At 35.3% G+C, this 16,018-nt stretch carries 20 protein-coding genes; 18 read left to right on the top strand and 2 right to left on the bottom strand.

Going from position 1 to position 16,018, the window contains the following annotated elements:
• Positions 1–283: 283 nt before the first annotated feature.
• On the bottom strand, positions 284–760 hold the full coding sequence (locus ACMZ42_RS16190) for a GNAT family N-acetyltransferase (RefSeq protein ID WP_415732029.1): 477 nt from the start codon (positions 758–760) through the stop codon (positions 284–286).
• A gap of 274 nt (positions 761–1,034) precedes the next feature.
• Here ACMZ42_RS16190 and ACMZ42_RS16195 point away from each other — a divergent pair, with 274 nt between their 5' ends.
• Genes ACMZ42_RS16195 through ACMZ42_RS16205 form a run of 3 tightly spaced genes read left to right on the top strand, consistent with a single transcriptional unit; the run spans position 1,035 to position 2,305 of the window.
• A complete protein-coding gene (locus ACMZ42_RS16195; RefSeq protein ID WP_255350012.1) occupies positions 1,035–1,166 on the top strand; it encodes a hypothetical protein in 132 nt (43 codons plus the stop codon).
• Positions 1,159–1,656 carry an RNA polymerase sigma factor gene (locus ACMZ42_RS16200; RefSeq protein WP_415732030.1) on the top strand — a complete coding sequence of 166 codons (498 nt, stop codon included), beginning with the start codon at positions 1,159–1,161 and terminating at the stop codon, positions 1,654–1,656. The genes ACMZ42_RS16195 and ACMZ42_RS16200 overlap by 8 nt, the downstream gene beginning before the upstream one ends.
• Positions 1,646–2,305 carry a zf-HC2 domain-containing protein gene (locus ACMZ42_RS16205; RefSeq protein ID WP_370081122.1) on the top strand — a complete coding sequence of 220 codons (660 nt, stop codon included), beginning with the start codon at positions 1,646–1,648 and terminating at the stop codon, positions 2,303–2,305. Before ACMZ42_RS16200 ends, ACMZ42_RS16205 begins: the two co-directional genes overlap by 11 nt.
• Positions 2,306–2,490: 185 nt before the next feature.
• Here ACMZ42_RS16205 and ACMZ42_RS16210 read toward each other — a convergent pair whose 3' ends face one another.
• Positions 2,491–2,646: a hypothetical protein gene (locus tag ACMZ42_RS16210; protein WP_415732031.1), complete on the bottom strand. Its 156-nt coding sequence runs from the start codon at positions 2,644–2,646 to the stop codon at positions 2,491–2,493.
• Positions 2,647–2,762: 116 nt separating this feature from the next.
• Between ACMZ42_RS16210 and ACMZ42_RS16215 the strand changes: the two genes are divergently transcribed.
• The 15 genes from ACMZ42_RS16215 (at position 2,763) to ACMZ42_RS16285 (ending at position 15,863) form a co-directional block, all read left to right on the top strand.
• Positions 2,763–3,182, top strand: coding sequence for a GNAT family N-acetyltransferase (locus tag ACMZ42_RS16215; RefSeq protein ID WP_415732032.1), 420 nt, complete (start codon positions 2,763–2,765; stop codon positions 3,180–3,182).
• Positions 3,183–3,507: 325 nt separating this feature from the next.
• Positions 3,508–3,846 (top strand): DUF4870 domain-containing protein, encoded by a 339-nt coding sequence (locus ACMZ42_RS16220; protein ID WP_370081126.1) that lies wholly within the window; start codon positions 3,508–3,510, stop codon positions 3,844–3,846.
• 12 nt (positions 3,847–3,858) lie between these two features.
• Positions 3,859–4,632, top strand: coding sequence for a MerR family transcriptional regulator (locus tag ACMZ42_RS16225; protein ID WP_370081128.1), 774 nt, complete (start codon positions 3,859–3,861; stop codon positions 4,630–4,632).
• A gap of 627 nt (positions 4,633–5,259) precedes the next feature.
• Positions 5,260–5,808: a hypothetical protein gene (locus tag ACMZ42_RS16230; RefSeq protein ID WP_370081130.1), complete on the top strand. Its 549-nt coding sequence runs from the start codon at positions 5,260–5,262 to the stop codon at positions 5,806–5,808.
• 268 nt (positions 5,809–6,076) lie between these two features.
• The gene (locus tag ACMZ42_RS16235) at positions 6,077–7,138 is read left to right on the top strand and encodes a suppressor of fused domain protein (RefSeq protein ID WP_415732033.1); all 1,062 of its coding nucleotides are present in this window, start codon (positions 6,077–6,079) and stop codon (positions 7,136–7,138) included.
• 264 nt (positions 7,139–7,402) lie between these two features.
• The gene (locus ACMZ42_RS16240) at positions 7,403–8,251 is read left to right on the top strand and encodes a metallophosphoesterase family protein (protein ID WP_415732034.1); all 849 of its coding nucleotides are present in this window, start codon (positions 7,403–7,405) and stop codon (positions 8,249–8,251) included.
• A gap of 127 nt (positions 8,252–8,378) precedes the next feature.
• On the top strand, positions 8,379–8,531 hold the full coding sequence (locus tag ACMZ42_RS16245; RefSeq protein WP_415732035.1) for a hypothetical protein: 153 nt from the start codon (positions 8,379–8,381) through the stop codon (positions 8,529–8,531).
• Positions 8,532–8,937: 406 nt separating this feature from the next.
• Complete coding sequence (locus ACMZ42_RS16250) at positions 8,938–9,372, top strand: GNAT family N-acetyltransferase (RefSeq protein WP_415732036.1); 435 nt, start codon at positions 8,938–8,940, stop codon at positions 9,370–9,372.
• 10 nt (positions 9,373–9,382) lie between these two features.
• Positions 9,383–9,862: a nucleoside 2-deoxyribosyltransferase gene (locus ACMZ42_RS16255; protein ID WP_370081140.1), complete on the top strand. Its 480-nt coding sequence runs from the start codon at positions 9,383–9,385 to the stop codon at positions 9,860–9,862.
• A 12-nt stretch (positions 9,863–9,874) separates the two neighbouring features.
• A complete protein-coding gene (locus ACMZ42_RS16260) occupies positions 9,875–10,192 on the top strand; it encodes a YbjQ family protein (RefSeq protein ID WP_370081142.1) in 318 nt (105 codons plus the stop codon).
• 579 nt (positions 10,193–10,771) lie between these two features.
• Positions 10,772–11,749 carry a helix-turn-helix transcriptional regulator gene (locus ACMZ42_RS16265; RefSeq protein WP_370081154.1) on the top strand — a complete coding sequence of 326 codons (978 nt, stop codon included), beginning with the start codon at positions 10,772–10,774 and terminating at the stop codon, positions 11,747–11,749.
• A gap of 167 nt (positions 11,750–11,916) precedes the next feature.
• On the top strand, positions 11,917–13,605 hold the full coding sequence (locus ACMZ42_RS16270; protein WP_415732037.1) for an AAA family ATPase: 1,689 nt from the start codon (positions 11,917–11,919) through the stop codon (positions 13,603–13,605).
• Positions 13,606–14,178: 573 nt separating this feature from the next.
• On the top strand, positions 14,179–14,703 hold the full coding sequence (locus ACMZ42_RS16275) for a TetR/AcrR family transcriptional regulator (protein WP_370081158.1): 525 nt from the start codon (positions 14,179–14,181) through the stop codon (positions 14,701–14,703).
• An 87-nt stretch (positions 14,704–14,790) separates the two neighbouring features.
• Positions 14,791–15,213, top strand: coding sequence for a DUF3995 domain-containing protein (locus tag ACMZ42_RS16280; protein WP_402870562.1), 423 nt, complete (start codon positions 14,791–14,793; stop codon positions 15,211–15,213).
• A 41-nt stretch (positions 15,214–15,254) separates the two neighbouring features.
• Entirely contained in the window at positions 15,255–15,863 is a 609-nt protein-coding gene (locus tag ACMZ42_RS16285; protein WP_415732038.1) for a histidine phosphatase family protein, read from the top strand.
• Positions 15,864–16,018: the final 155 nt, after the last annotated feature.

Here is a 16,018-nt window from a genome sequence, read left to right on the forward strand (position 1 = left end):
CTTAAAATGAAACAGGAAAAGAAAGACAAATCGTTTTCTTTTCCTGTTTTTATATTTTCACTTGATGAGAATTACCATATGTGTCTTGCAAAATAAGAGCTAGTAGTATTGATAAAAATATTATGTTTACTAAATGAAAAGACTCAACTATTGGCAATAGAACGGAATAATTCAATCAATTAATCAGGACACCAAAAAGGGGTTTACAAGTTGTCATTAGATTTTAGAAAAGGGGAGAACAAAAAAATCACCCATGTCATGACGAGTGATTTTTGAAAATCCATTAAATGTTTAGGTTCATAACAATTTGCTCGCCAATACGTCCTATTCTTCTTTCCCCATTATCGACAAAGCCAACTTTTAAATATAAATTTTGAGCCGGAATATTTTTAAGATTAACGACTAAAACAACTTCATTATATTCTTTAAATTCCCTCTTCATAAATTCAGACAATGCTAGCATCCCTTTTTTGGCGTACCCATTTCCTTGTTGTTTATGGTCAATAGATAATGCAGTAAGCAGCATAGCTTTTGGATTATTAGAATACTCTTTTACTCTTTCTGTTGCGTGCAGGACAAAAAATCCTACAGGTACATGATCACTCAAAATAACAATCGGATATTGTCCAACCGTTTCTATAGAAATCTCTTTTGGAAGGGCAGTAAATTGACTTTGTTCTTCTGGAAGGTCAAAGTCATTTAAACTATCCACGTACTCTTCTGAGAAATGTACTAATTCGATGGTGTTCGTTTTTTGCATAAAATTGCCTCCTTTTTTCATTATTCTAATACCGGAACAAACGTTCGTCAAGAGGCTTGATTTATAAATGGTGAATAATGATAAAAATGATGCCGGCTAGAAACAATAAATGAGAGGATGTGATAGAACAATAAGGACGAAAGGGGTCACTAGACGACAGTAATCCTCGGTGTCAATATAGGAGATCACAATTGTTAATCAACAGGCGTGATAATCTTTAGAAGAAATGAAGGATATTTCAAACCCCACAATAAAAATGATTAGGGCACAAAAAATGAATAAAGAAAAAAATAAAAAAATTGTTGTAACGAATCAACAAATTTTTGGATATATAGATGATTGGCTTTCAAAAGACTTGATTCAGAATAGCAAAATTCTCATTAGAAAGGAGGTAAATCGTGGATAAAGAAAATATATATCAAGAATATGGGGATTTTATTTTTAGGTATTTATTAACCCTTACAAATGATAGTCAATCTGCTGAAGAATTAACGCAAGAGACGTTCTATCAAGCCATTAAGTCCATTGAAAACTTTCATAATAACGGAAAAGCAAAATTTTCAACGTGGTTATGTTCAATCGCGAAAAACGTGTGGTTACAAGAAATGAATCGCGAAAAAAACAAGCACCAGTTAGTGAACTCACTAAGTGATGAAACTCCTATATTTTATAATTTAGAAGATGAATATTTTAGAAATGAAGACAAAATTAATTTTTATAAAAAAGCTCAACAACTGAGTGAGATAAACCGTGAAATACTTTATCTCAGATTATTAGGTGATTTATCTTTTAAAGAGATTGGCTCCATTTTGGGAAGAACAGAAAACTGGGCAAGAGTAACATTTTATCGTGCAAAACAACAAATCAGAAAAGGTGGGGAAAATAATGAATCATAGCGTTTTTAGAGATTTAATCCCGAGCTACATAGAAAATTTAACAAGCGAAGAGACAAATAAACAAATAGAAAAACATATGGAACAATGTGAGGAGTGCCAACAGTATGTAAAGGAAATGCAGGAAAACCTGTTGGTAGAACGTACCCATGAGCAAAAAAAGGAGGATAAAAATATCGATTATTTTAAAAAGGTGCGATCAAAAAATAGGAAAAAGATTTTCATTATTGTAGGATCACTACTATCCATTTTCCTTATTATATCCATTGGTTGTTTCTTCCTCTTTGCCCACATGTGGATAGCAGATGAAAAGGGCATACAAACAACCGTCCAACAACAAGGTACAACGGTTACATTGTCCTTTCAAACGAAAAATGACAATCGTTATCCTTTATCGATGAAACATAGGGGACAGAAGTATATCTATGAGATCATTATTTATGAAAAGTGGAATGATTTTTCAGAACCAGCCAGGATTTTAAAAGATGGAAGTAATGTCACGTTTACATTTTTAGATGAAAATACATTATTACTGGACAATGGTGAAGAAAAGAAACTGACAGACGAAGACAAAATACTCATTCAATATAAAAATAGTACGGAAGAGATACTATTAAAGGATTTATACGATCCAGAAAATAAAAGAAAATGATATGAACATGAATAAGAAAAGAATAGTTGCTACATTAATCCTAGATTATTCACCGACCAATATAAAATCCCGCAGAAAAGCTTTTTACTGCGGGATTCTCTTTTTCACTTAAAGTATTTTAATTTTTTCATTATACTTGATTCTATGCTTTCCCTCAGCCTAGCTAATTCCAATAGGGAAGAGGATTATTCAATTGTATGTAATCGTCCAAGTCTCCATGTACATAACAATAAAGTAACTATAATCGTTAATATTAACGATAAAATAGACATCATTCCCCATTTATCATCACAGTTGCAAAACTCTACAAGAGATGTTGGTGTACCTATAATTGCACCCATTGTAGCCTATTCAGATCACCATTAAATACCTTTATACAGATTTGAGAGATATTGTGTAATGAGAAAAGGGATATTAATATAGATTTAAAGAAGTGCAAAATTTGGGGGAATGAAAAATGATTTTACTTAAATATAAAGTAGAGGAAAACGAGCTAACAATGTTAAAAGAAGTTTATCAATCGGTAGGATGGATGAAACATGACGAACGCATCATAAAAAAAGTTTTCAATGCAAGTACACACCAAGTTTTCGCAGTAAAAGATCATAAAATTATAGGGTTTGCGAGAGCTCTTTCAGACGGTGTATTCAATGCTGCTATTTATGATGTTGTAGTCCATAAAGATTATCAAGGAAGAGGAATTGCCAGAACTCTTTTAGAGGACATCATTCAACAATTAGAGGATGTTTCTTGTATTCAGCTAATTGCAACGACAGGAAATGAACCTTTTTACGAAAAGATCGGCTTTAAAAAATTGCAAACTGGTATGGCCATATACAAAAATCCGCAACTAGCAGAGGAGTATTTGGAAAAATAATAATCCTTGTGGTGGAGGACAAAAAAAGCTGTAGCGTACGGTATCGCTACAGCTCATTTTGACTTGCTTAGGTTAGTCAGTAAAGCGATTATAACATACAATACGACAAACTAAAAATAACAACAGCTATATTTGATGAAGTATTTAAACACAAGGAAAACTTTAAAGAAATCACAAAAATCCAAACGTGAATTCTGATATGTAAGTATTTAATGAAAAAAATTATCATTTGTCCTTGAATCTCCAGTAGCGTCACCTTTTATGATGAATTTAGTTACTCACTTTAAAAGGTAACAATCAAATATGCTATTGGAGGAAAAGCACAATGAAAAAAGAGAGTTTATTAAACAGAGGATTGGCAAGTTTAATGCATCTGTTCTCGCTACTATTAACCTTTATTTTACCTATATTGGTATACTTAGTATCAAGGAATAAGAATAAATATTTTGCTGATCATGCAAAAGAAGGGATGAACCTTCATTTTACTTTCTTCCCAGTTTTTTTGTTATTAACTTTTATGTCTAAAAAATGGAGCGCAGTTTCAAACCTTTCTTTTGCACTTATTATTCTTGAAACAATATTAATTTTAATTGCAGCAATTTATACTTTAAATGGAAAAAAGTTTTCTTATCCCGTTATACGATACTTTAAAGTCAATCATTAAGGAGAGAATAATTTGTCGGAGAAAGGGATTTTTACGATAGGTGAACTTGTGCAAATGTCTGGTGTTAGTATTAGAACACTTCGATATTATGACAGCATAGACCTACTGAAACCAAGTGATTATACAGAGGGTGGGCATAGATTATATACTACAGAGGACCTATCTACTTTACAAAACATTAAGTCATTACAGTTTCTAGGCTTGTCGCTAAAGGAAATTAAAGACATACTGCAAAAAAACACTGTTAAAGGTGAAATTATCTTAAAATCTTTAAACGATCAAAAACAGTTATTTGAGGCAAAAAAACTTGAAATTATAAATATATTATCTGATATAAACCATCTTATTGAAACAGTGAAAGATGAGGAAATCATCCATATCGAGATATTTTGTGCTATGCTTCAAAAATTAATGTTTGCTGAAAATACTGAAACATGGTTTAAAGAACACTTTTCAGATATAACTGATGAATTATTTAGTATAAATAAATCCGAAGAAATCGATCTAGATAAAAAATGGACTAAAGTTTTATCAGAAATTAAACATTTAACACTTACAAAAGCTATACCTTCTTCAAAAGAAGCTCAAGAAACAGTTAAAACACTTCTGCAACTTATGAATGAAACCTTGAAAGGAAATTTAGATTTGGTTGAAAAAAAGCTACCATCCACAGAATCATTCAACTTTCCGAATCCTTTTACAGAAAAGGAGCAAATATTTTTAAAAGAAGCGATAAATATATATCAAAATAATTGTTACAACACCCAGGCAACGATAAAGAATTAATATATGAAAATCCGGCAATGAAAAAGCCAGTTGAAAAATTGCTAGTATGAAAATTAAACCCCAATTGTTTCTAACAATTGGGGTTTAATGAAAAGCTTAATTAGTAATTAATTTCATTTTTCTAAAGAAGATTTTGATTGTTTCATCTGTGTTGCTACGAAACAAGTTATTATGACAATTACTGATAAAATCAAAAACTCCTTATGTAAATCCAAAGGCAATGGCTTCTTTAATCCAAGACAACCGATAAAAATAATAGTCAATAAACATACTATAATATACAAACTAATAAAGTATATGATAGTCTTTAACATTGAACTTTAACTAAATGCCCTATAAAGCCTCAAACTATACACCACATACTTTGACAATCACAGTTAATATCCTCTCGTACATACCTATAGAAAAAATCAGTAAATCACATAAGAATACGATTCAAGACATATAAATAAAGGTGGCGGAAAAACATAAGTTTAAAATTATAGATGATAATTAAGAAAATCTTCACTTTTTACTAAGAAAAAATGAGCTTCGTTATATATACTTATAAAAAAAGGAAATAAATGAAACCGTTTGAATATTTAAAACGTATTGGTAGTAGGGAAGAATATTGAAGTAGGTGAGGAAATGGCATACACCATTTACATAGTATTAACAAAAACAGGTACATTATTATCAAAAGCTATAGGCATGTATACTGGAAAAGAGATGAATCATGCTTCCATTGCTTTTGATGAGGAACTCTTTGAAATGTATAGCTTTGGACGTAGACAACTAAACAATCCTTTAAGTGGGGGTTTTTTGCGAGAGGACGCAGAAAGAGGGCTATTTGAAACAGCCGATTGTGTCATTTATCGTTGTAAAATATCTCATTTTCAATACTTAGAGATGATGAAAATCGTAGAATATATGCATTGGAATCGTGATCGCTATAAATATAATTTTATTGGGCTCTTTGGCGTGGTGATGCAAAAAGAGGTAAGAAGAGAGCGTGCCTATTTTTGCTCGCAATTTGTGGCGATGCTTTTAAAGGTTGGAGGGCTGAAAGTTTATCAGAACCCAGCATTAATGACACCCCATTGCATTGCACAATTACCTTATTTAGAAAAAGTATATGCTGGGAAGCTTGCAGATTATTTACAAAGTGTCCGTTCACCAGTAATGTTATACGGTTAAGGCGAAATTTTGAATCATTCTAATTATTTTTTATCCTCGCTTTGATAACGCCTCGGCGCATCTAGATATCCGTTGAGGCTTCATATTTAGGCATGTCTTTACAGATTGTCATAGGACTTAGTAACTTTTACTCAATATTCACACAGATTAATGAAAAAAATCTAGTAAGATTAGAGGTAATTAAATTAGGTATTATTCTCTTTGGAGTGTGTTATATACTTTATAGTATAATTATAGGTAATATTGGAATACATAGGGGGCGTTGTTGATGAGCGAAGAAATAAATGCATCTGGCTGGGACGCGATTGATCAGGAAGTATTAAAAGTTTACGGAGACCAGGAGCCGAAGCATTATGGAACCGTTATTCCATATTTATTAGGAGGCGAAGATCCGCTTGAAGGGATCAGTGCCTATAAAAGTGAGACACCAGTTCCACACTGGCATTTTGTAACTTATGGGTTTTCCGAATTATATGAAAAAGAATCAGAGGATGCTGAATACAGCGGATATGGGTTTGAGTTAACGTTTCGTCTTGCTCGAAATGAAGATGAGGAGGAGCCACCAGCGTGGGCGTTAAATTTGCTGCAAAACATGGGAAGATATGTTTTTGACAGTGGCAATGTTTTCAGAGCAGGTGATTATTTGGATGCTAATGGTCCAATCTGCGAAGGCGCTGATACGCTTTTAACAGCACTTGCATATACATTAGATCCTGAGTTGCCAGCGATTGATACACCAAATGGACAAGTGGAGTTTATTCAAATGGTAGGGATTACAGGGGATGAGCTTGAGGCGATGCAAACTTGGAATACTATTGGTGTACTAAATGCAGGCCTAGAATATATCCCGAGCTATGTTACGGACTTATCTCGTGCATCTCTTTTACAGATTTCATCCATTGCCGAAGCGGTAGAAAAAGGAATGGCGGAAGAAGGCTCAAACACTGGCTATTTATTTGTGGACCAACTAGCTTGGGAGCAGGGGAAAAAGGGATTGTTCAGCAAACAGCCTAATAAGTTAACGTTGGGGGCAAAGCAAGCAGGAATAATCGGTAAACTATTACGCGGGCGGATTTTAAAAGGGAAAAGACTAACCTTAGTTGGTCGAGAAATCCGAGTTGTATTTGAGCCAGGAGAAAAATGTGGGTATAGCATGGAGGAAGCGGATGCTACCATAACTTTAAATGAAAAGGCAGTTATGGAACTCAATCAAAACTTGATGCCACAAGAAAAAGAATTTGAATTATCTTCTATACCGGGAATTTCACTCCTAATTGAAAAAACATATATTAAAGATCAGCAAGGAAACATTGTAGAAACAATCGGATGATAGAATATAATCTCCCGCTAAAACGAACAGTATATCCAAATGATATGAGTTTGGGTTCGTATAAAAGTGGGAGATTTTTTTATTAGTTTGGGATGTAACGTGAAAGCTGGAGACATGATTCGAATCCAAGGATGATTACTGTAAGGAGCGTGGACGAGGTACCGATTTTATGTCAATGGCAACCTGAAGAGGTATAGATGGCTATTCACATGAAAAGATGAAATTATTACTTTGGTACCTTTCTGTAAGGGGTGATGTGTTTAAATGAAGAAACAGATGAAAAGAGCATTAAAAATCGTTGATATTGCCAAAGAGCCTTTAGAGAAAATACCATACATTACCGCTGCACCAAAGGGAGCAGGGATTTCTTATGAATGGCTTCCCGTTTACTGGGGAGAGATACTTGGAATGCCGGAGGAGTTGGATGCAATAATTATTGCTTCTGATTTACAAGGAATTGTAGGTCATAAGCAAGAGCAGGTAGAAGAAGCCCAAAAGTTACTGGGTGAGGAACTTGCGGAAGTGCTTTCCCTTTTGTTTCAAATCCATTTGTCAGATTTGGACCCTGCCAAGGTGATGGTGTGCTTATGTGGAGACTTGTATACTAATCTAACCAAAAGGGGTGCTAGCGGTAGTCCTTTGCCTGTATGGAGAGCTTTTCAGAGTCATTTTGGATTTATCACAGGCATCGCAGGAAATCACGATCTCTTGAGGAATGAGGAACTAGCGGAATTGGATTCTACCTCAGGTATCCATTTCTTCACGAATGAGGGTACGATTATGCATGCAAATCTTGCAGTAGCAGGAATCGGAGGAATTATCGGTAGGGTGGATAAACCGAATCGGATGAGGGAAGCCGATTATTTGGAAAAACTCAGAAACATTTTAAGGCAAGTTCCCGACATCCTGCTACTTCATGAAAGTCCGGAAATTAGCTCTCAGGGCCTGCCTGGAAATCCAAATATTTGGAAAGAACTACAAAATGCTGCTGAGCTTTTAGTCTGCTGTGGCCATGTTCGTTGGGACAAGCCATTAGCTGAAACAAGTGAAGGACTACAAATTTTAAATGTGGATGGGCGTGCTTTTATTTTCACAGCGACGACGCTAGATTAGAAATGCTTTATAATGTATAAAGCCATTAGAAAGTGATGAGGGCTTAGATGTAGTCGATTTTTCAGAGGACTATATCCAAAATAATTTAGAATCAAATCATATAGAGCTGTCTGAGGTTATTACCGCGATGAAACGAGGGGAGTTCTTTGGTGAGAGCTTCGATGAAATTGATTTCGTCTTCGATATAAGTGCAATGACGCTTGCAGAGCTCTATGTAATGTATCTTGGTACAGGGAAATTATATGACGGTGAGACGACTTTGAAAAAATACAGTCAATAAATGCGGATGAAGAATCGTTGAAGTTTATTTTAAGATATTTAGCTAATATAAGAGATGAAGTTCCAACTGCTGATGGTATTAGGGTAATCGCTGAATTATGGCGTGAATCAGAATGCTGGATTGAATGGAAATCTAACTTAGAATTTCTATTTATAGAGTTGAAAAGGAAGTTATCCATCCTCTAAAATGACAAGGGTATTGGATTCCAGCATTTTTATGTATAGAGCTACGCAATAGCATATTTATCTCGTCTACAGGGATGCCCCGTATCTCAGCGGCATTAGAGGAGAATGGGCGACATGTGGCCGTTGTCAATGTCTTGATGAATTTGGACAGAACTTATGTTTAACCTTATAGTTCAACCTTTTCTGCTATAATGATGACTGTAGAGATAGGGGTGATAAAAATGCATATCGTCACAATTGAAGGCGTACCATATGATTGGTTGAAGCAATTACAGGAAATTCATGCACATGTATTTGATGGAGCAAATCTCCCACTAGAAAAACTAGAAAGTAAAGAAGGACTCATTTGTTTATTAGCAATAGAAAATGAAGATATCATAGGCTTTAAACTAGGCTACATACATCCGGATGGCGTTTTTTATAGTTGGTTAGGTGGTGTCCATGAAAAGAAACGTGGTCAAGGGATTGCCAGTCGATTAATGAGGCGACAGCATGAACATCTACAGGCACTAGGCTTTAAAAAAGTTCGTACATATGGTAGAAATGAGCGAAAAGCCATGCTCATAACAAATCTTAAACACGGATATGATATTGTCTCAACTTTTTTAGATAAAAAAGATCGACATAAAATAGTGTTTGAAAAAACGTTGGAATAGGAGTTTTATTATGAAGGCATACTTAGCAAATGGATTATTTTCTTTAGGAGATCGTTTAGTTAACGAGCAGCTCGCTGCAGCAATTAGAGAGGCAGTACCAGGTATTGAATTATACGTACCACAGGAGAATGATGCGATAAATGATAAGACGGCATATGCTGATAGTTTGGCGATTGCGCAAGCGGATTTAGAGATGCTGCAAAATAGCGATGTATTAGTGGCCGTATTAGATGGCGTTGAGATTGATTCAGGTGTGGCAGCAGAAATTGGTGCATTTGCGATGCTGAATCGACCAATCGTAGGTGTATTTACAGATGTTCGCCAACAAGGCCGGGACAATATGATGAAAATAGAGGCACTTGTACGGGACGGAATTGAAAATCAGTTTGTTTATCGTAATTTATTTGTTATTGGCTTGATTAAGCGCACGGGAGTGATTACGACTTCCATTACTGAAGCTGTTAAAGCCGTTGAAAAATATAAAAAATAGGAGGAGTATTGTATGTTACTATCAACAACAGATATTGTAGCGGGAAAAGAAATTGTAGAAACTATAGGTTTAGTAAAAGGTAATTCGGTACAATCGAGAAATATTGGCCGCGATATGATGGCTGGACTTCGTAATATTGTCGGAGGAGAGATGAAGGAGTATGCAGAAATGCTCACTCGCTCTCGAGAACTTGCCACACAAGCTATGGAGGATGAAGCAAGACAACTAGGGGCAAATGCAATTGTTGCGATAAGATTTTCAACATCATCGGTCATGGACGGCACATCGGAAGTATTAGCATATGGAACTGCAGTAAGAGTAAAGGAATAATCTGCAAAAGATTTCGGTCAACAAGATTTTTACTTGGTTAAAAAAATGGTAGATGAAATTCATTAAGGTGTCACTTAAATAAAGTATGACGCTTAGGCAAAGCTAGAGGTTGGTTTCCGTTCTGGCTGGGCGCTTTGTAGCTGCCGCTTTGCTTTCGCTACAGAAAACATTTGTTGTTGCTGTCGCTACGCTTTCGCACAGATAAAACAATTGCTGCCGCTTCGCTTTCGCACAGAGCAAAACTTCCTGGGGGCGTCCGATGAGCCACTTCACTCGCGTTTCTCGCTGCAGGGTCTCATCTGTGACGCTGTGTGATCTGATCTGAGTAGCCTAGAACGGAAATCAAGCTCATTTTAAGGGCAACTTTATTAGCATAATGAAGGACTTCAATCAACGAGATTGAGGTCCTTTTTATCTGCTAATACGGAATTAACTGTAAAAATAAAGTGAATTATAACAAAAGTATAGTATGTCGTGCCAATTATACCAATAAAATAGAAATTACGTAGTTAAAAGGACTAATAGTGTCCAACTCTTTTTGTATAATAGAAAAGTAACTTTGAAGAAAGAGTGGGATATATGGTAGATTCACAACAAAACAAAGGCTATCGCGTCATTTCGATGTTTGACAGACTAATGGATGGCCAAGGAATTAACAAAAAACAAGAAGCATTTACACATAATGTTGGTGAAAAAACCATACAACGGGATTTGAATGAAATTCGAGCGTATCTGGAAAAAGCTAAATTGGGTTGCCATTTAGAATATGTGCGGACAGAAAATGTGTACAGGCTGACAAATAAAGGGGAAAGTATTTTATCGAAGGAGCAAGTTTTAGCGATTGTTAAAATTCTCATCGAATCAAGAGCACTGCTAAAATCAGAAATGAGCGCTATTATAGATAAGCTTATTTCGATTGTTGCGGCTGATAAGCAGGAGTTTATTCACAATATTATTTTAAACGAAAAACATTTGTACGTAGATTTAAATCATAAAAAGTCTCTATTGCCTTTAATTTGGGTTCTATCTGAGGCGGTTCAAAAAAAGAAAATCATTAAAATTGATTATTTACGTGAAGGCGAAATAATTCCTACAGAAAAGATTTTAAAACCACTCGCGGTCATTTTCTCAGAATACTACTTTTATTTAATTGCTTATGATAATAAACACGAAAAGGATTTGCCCATTGTGTATAGAGTCGACCGAATTCAACATTTTCATGAGCTTGATAAAAAATTCCAAATACCATATGCCGAACGTTTTCAAGAAGGGGAATTTCGCAAACGTATTCAGTTTATGCATGCTGGCGAGCTAATGCGTATGAAGTTTATCTTTAAAGGAACATCCCCGCAAGCTGTGTTAGATCGCTTACCAACAGCAAAAATATTATCCAAAAAAGATGGGCAATATTTATTTGAAGCAGAAGTTTTTGGACATGGTATTAAAATGTGGCTGCTGAGCCAAGGGGCAAACATTGAAGTGCTAGAGCCAATTGAGCTTAGAGAAGAGATGATTGAAACGATTCAATCAATGCAGCAAAATTATCGCTACATATAAAAAATAAGATAAAAATCCGCGTAGATTCTAATCTAGGCGGATTTTTACCTTATAAGAATGTAATTTCATAAAAAAGATCACCTTATTAATTCTGAAAATTTGCACATAGGTATTCTTTTCCACGCTATAATTGAGCATATACTGAATGGATAAAGGGTGGCAATAAAATGACATATAATCATGAAGAAAAAGATATATTGTATCCAGATGGTACATTAATGTATCGTGGCGGTGTGAAGAAAAATGACTTTGGTCATGACATTTATGATGGAAAAGGTACGTTATTTGACCAAGAAGGGGAGCTGTTATTCGAAGGAGAATTCGTCAATCATATGAAGCAAGGTAATGGCATCATGTATTTAAAAGGTCAAATGATTTATCAGGGCGAATTTATTCAAAATAAAAAACAAGGTAATGGAATTTTATATAAGGATGGTCAGGTATATTATGAGGGGCATTTTCGTAATGATTTAATGGAAGGTTACGGGATTTTGTATTATGAGGAAGATACAATTGCTCCATTTAAAGAGCTTCGTACACAGTATCCGCATTTAAATCAGCCGCAATATGAGGGTGATTTTGTCCATGGCATGAAGAAAGGCAAGGGAAAACAATACTATCCAAGTGGTTTTTTACAATATGAAGGTGATTTTATCTGGAATCATATGCAAGGTGCTGGAAAGCTTTACTTCGCACCAGAATCGCCAAGTGCTAAGGAGCTTTCAAATGGTGTAATATCCCTTCAATATGAAGGCTATTTCTTTGAGGATATGAAGCATGGAAAAGGTAAGAACTATTCTAGTCAAGGTGTGCTAGTGTCGGAGGGGCAATTTAAAGAGGATGCTATGACGGGACATGGTACTCTTTATTATACTAATGGACAGGCTTCCTATATCGGAGACCTTGTAAATGGAGAAAAGCACGGTCGAGGAGATTATTTTAATGAAGTGGGAAAAATTATTTATAGCGGTGAGTTTATTAACGGTGAACGTTTACGAATAACACCAGAAATAGAGCGAGAAATTGAAAAGTTACAGAAGCAGCTGGATGGACTTGTAGGACTTCCAAATGCCAAGAAGGAATTACACAATCTAATTAATTTCATTAAAATTCAAAGCTTGCGTGTTGACCATGGTTTAACAAGCTTCCCAATCACCTATCATCTAGTGTTCTCTGGAAATCCAGGTACAGGAAAAACAACAGTGGCACGTATCATAGGCCAAATATATAAACATCTTGGCGTACTCTCAAGCGGGCATTTTGTTGAAACAGATCGTGCAGGCTTAGTAGCAGGATATGTTGGTCAGACGGCTTTGAAGGTCCAGGAAGTTGTGAATAAAGCAAAGGGCGGCGTGCTTTTTATAGATGAAGCTTATTCACTAATTAATGATAAACAGGACGCTTTTGGTAAAGAAGCGATTGATAGTCTATTAAAGTCGATGGAGGATTTACGTGATGATTTAGTTGTCATCGTTGCTGGTTATACAGAGCTCATGGAGGAATTTCTTCTTGCTAATCCAGGCTTTAAATCACGCTTCAATCATTTTGTGCAGTTTGATAATTTTAGCACGGATGAGCTTTATGATATTTTTGCCATGCTATGTAAAAATAATGATTACCAGTATGGTGACGTATTTGCACACCATATGAAGGAGCAATTGCATCAAATTCCAGTCGAATCAATTCCAAACTTTTCGAACGGTCGGTATATTCGAAACTTATTTGAAAAGCTTGTGACTATTCAGTCAAACCGTCTAATTCAACAGAAAGAAATTACGAGAGAAGAATTAATGGAGTTTACAGAGAAAGATATTTTACTAGGTATAGCGGAAAATCTATTCGATAATACATTTTAACTTCTTTCAGCCAATGTCTTTAGTAGCGAAAGCAAAGCGTCAGCTACAAATGTTCGCTGAGACAGAGGAACTCAGTCTAGAAACAAGTTGCTGACGCTGCGTTAACACTACGCTTTCGCGCAAAAAACATCTGCTGCTGACGCTTCGCTTTCGCGCAAAAAACATCTGTTGGCTCGGATGTCACGCAATTATGCCTCGGCATAATTGATAAGTTGTCATTGAGGTCAAGGGATTAATAAAACTTGGCCTCAGCTGTAGACAAAAAATATGATCAATAGACAAAGTTGATTTTCACTCTTAGTCACCATTTTCCGCTAATATCAACGGTTCCTCGTTGCTGCCTATAAGCGATCTTTTCGATATAAAATGAAAAAAGGAGAGAAAGATGAAAAAACTTTTAGCTATTATATTAGTATGTGCATGTATTTTACCGAGGGTAATGACTATAAATATTACGATTGACAATAACATTAAAGTTCATAAAAATAAATAGATTAAACAATTTACAAAAAATGAAATTAGTAGTAATCTAAAACAAAAACATACGCTACCGTATTTTTCTGGAGAGATGACATGCAATTAACGAGGGAAGATTGGATAAAAGCAGGCTTACAACAATTAGCTGATGAAGGAATACATAAAGTTCGTATCGAAGCACTTGCTCGATTACTAAAAATAAGTAAAGGGAGCTTTTATCACTATTTTCGTGACCATCAAGAGCTGTTAGATTCTATGGTCGACTATTGGGAAATACATGCAACAAAGCTGATTGTTCAAAGTATGGAGCAACAGGGGGCTTCCTTAGAACAGCTATTAAAAATTAGTTTTAATCGAGATAAAAAAATGGAAATTGGTATTTATACTTGGGCAAAATATGATCCTGTTGTTGCAGCACGCTTAGTGGATATTGAAGAACAAAGAATTTCTTGTGTTGCGAAATTGTATCAAAAAAAAGGCATAAACAATGCTGAATCGATAGATAGAGCGAGACTTGCCTATTTAACGTATGTAGGATGGATGACAAGGTTTGAAGAAAATCCTAATTTTGATCTTGATAAAATGGTTGAGCTTTTAATACACGATTATAAATGTCCCTAATATGGTTATAGAACCTGAAGGGACAAAATTATTACCATAACATACGGTAGTGTATGTTTTAGGATTGCGATAATTGGAGGTAACTATATGAAATCAATTTTACCATTAGTAGCTGTGGGATTACTGTGGTTTATCAGTTTTTTGCATATATATTGGGCATTTGGAGGTCGATGGGGTTCTGCAGCTGTTCTCCCTGTAAAAGAGGGGGAGCATAAACCTGTTTTTACTCCAAGAAAATGGGGAACATTATTCGTAGCCATTCTTATTCTATTTGCTAGTATCATTATCGTTGTTCAAGGTGATTATTTGCAGAGCTTTCAAGCAAATAGTCCATCTAAAATCGGAAGTATTGTCTGTGCTATAGTTTTCACTATTCGGGCGATTGGTGATTTTAATTATGTTGGAATTTTTAAAAAAATAAAACATTCACAGTTTGCTAAATATGATACTTGGATCTACAGTCCATTATGTTTGTTCTTTGGATTTGTCTATATCATTCTATTGTTTTAAAATGAGTGACAGCGGGGGAGAAATTATAGGGGGAAACAATATTGAATCAAACGATTTACTTACTTCGTCATGGTGAAACGGAATTTAATACACAAGGACGATATCAAGGAGAGCTCGATTCTCCATTAACAGAAGTGGGTGTACATCAAGTACAACAAAATGCACAAATGCTGAAAAGTTTAATTGGAAATCCTAATGAATGGAAAATTTTTTCGAGCCCATTAGGCAGAGCCATGCAGAGCACGGAAATAATTTGTGAAACAATTGGATATGACTTGAAGAATGTTGAAAAAGATGATCGTTTAACTGAGGTTGCAGTGGGACAATGGGCTGGACTAACAATGAAAGAAATCGAAAATTCTTGGCCAAGTCTTCTTCAAAATACAGACGTGTATAATTGGTATTTTAATGCGCCTAATGGAGAAGCTTATGACTCAGTAGTGAACAGACTAAGTGCTTGGCTAGAAGACATTCAACATATACCGAAAGTGATTGCTATTTCACATGGTTTAACAGGTCGTATTTTACGAGGAGTATATGCGGATTTAAAAAAGGATGATGCACTGAAGTTAGAAGTATCTCAGGATGTATTTTTTAAATTAGCGAATAAAGATATAACGAGAATTTGTTCGGATTTCGATGATTATTAACCTATTTCAGAGGGTGTACAAATATCCGCTGAAATAGAGGAACTCAGTCTAAGTACGCCACGTCCTGTGGCAATTTATCTGTGCGAAAGCGAAGTGGGACAGCAACAATTATGCTGAGGCATAATTGTTTGTCAAGCCTTAAGAATTTCTTCATA

The organism is Lysinibacillus sp. NPDC056185, assembly GCF_047737915.1.
Lineage (GTDB): Bacteria > Bacillota > Bacilli > Bacillales_A > Planococcaceae > Lysinibacillus.

Coding starts and splice junctions, on each gene's coding strand:
- ACMZ42_RS16280 (WP_402870562.1), top strand. CDS start 14,791: ATGAAATCAATTTTACCATTAGTAGCTGTGGGATTACTGTGGTTTATC.
- ACMZ42_RS16195 (WP_255350012.1), top strand. CDS start 1,035: ATGAATAAAGAAAAAAATAAAAAAATTGTTGTAACGAATCAACAAATT.
- ACMZ42_RS16270 (WP_415732037.1), top strand. CDS start 11,917: ATGACATATAATCATGAAGAAAAAGATATATTGTATCCAGATGGTACA.
- ACMZ42_RS16190 (WP_415732029.1), bottom strand. CDS start 760: ATGCAAAAAACGAACACCATCGAATTAGTACATTTCTCAGAAGAGTAC.
- ACMZ42_RS16245 (WP_415732035.1), top strand. CDS start 8,379: ATGAAACGAGGGGAGTTCTTTGGTGAGAGCTTCGATGAAATTGATTTC.
- ACMZ42_RS16250 (WP_415732036.1), top strand. CDS start 8,938: ATGCATATCGTCACAATTGAAGGCGTACCATATGATTGGTTGAAGCAA.
- ACMZ42_RS16215 (WP_415732032.1), top strand. CDS start 2,763: ATGATTTTACTTAAATATAAAGTAGAGGAAAACGAGCTAACAATGTTA.
- ACMZ42_RS16260 (WP_370081142.1), top strand. CDS start 9,875: ATGTTACTATCAACAACAGATATTGTAGCGGGAAAAGAAATTGTAGAA.
- ACMZ42_RS16265 (WP_370081154.1), top strand. CDS start 10,772: ATGGTAGATTCACAACAAAACAAAGGCTATCGCGTCATTTCGATGTTT.
- ACMZ42_RS16220 (WP_370081126.1), top strand. CDS start 3,508: ATGAAAAAAGAGAGTTTATTAAACAGAGGATTGGCAAGTTTAATGCAT.
- ACMZ42_RS16255 (WP_370081140.1), top strand. CDS start 9,383: ATGAAGGCATACTTAGCAAATGGATTATTTTCTTTAGGAGATCGTTTA.
- ACMZ42_RS16230 (WP_370081130.1), top strand. CDS start 5,260: ATGGCATACACCATTTACATAGTATTAACAAAAACAGGTACATTATTA.
- ACMZ42_RS16275 (WP_370081158.1), top strand. CDS start 14,179: ATGCAATTAACGAGGGAAGATTGGATAAAAGCAGGCTTACAACAATTA.
- ACMZ42_RS16240 (WP_415732034.1), top strand. CDS start 7,403: ATGAAGAAACAGATGAAAAGAGCATTAAAAATCGTTGATATTGCCAAA.
- ACMZ42_RS16210 (WP_415732031.1), bottom strand. CDS start 2,646: ATGGGTGCAATTATAGGTACACCAACATCTCTTGTAGAGTTTTGCAAC.
- ACMZ42_RS16235 (WP_415732033.1), top strand. CDS start 6,077: ATGAGCGAAGAAATAAATGCATCTGGCTGGGACGCGATTGATCAGGAA.
- ACMZ42_RS16205 (WP_370081122.1), top strand. CDS start 1,646: ATGAATCATAGCGTTTTTAGAGATTTAATCCCGAGCTACATAGAAAAT.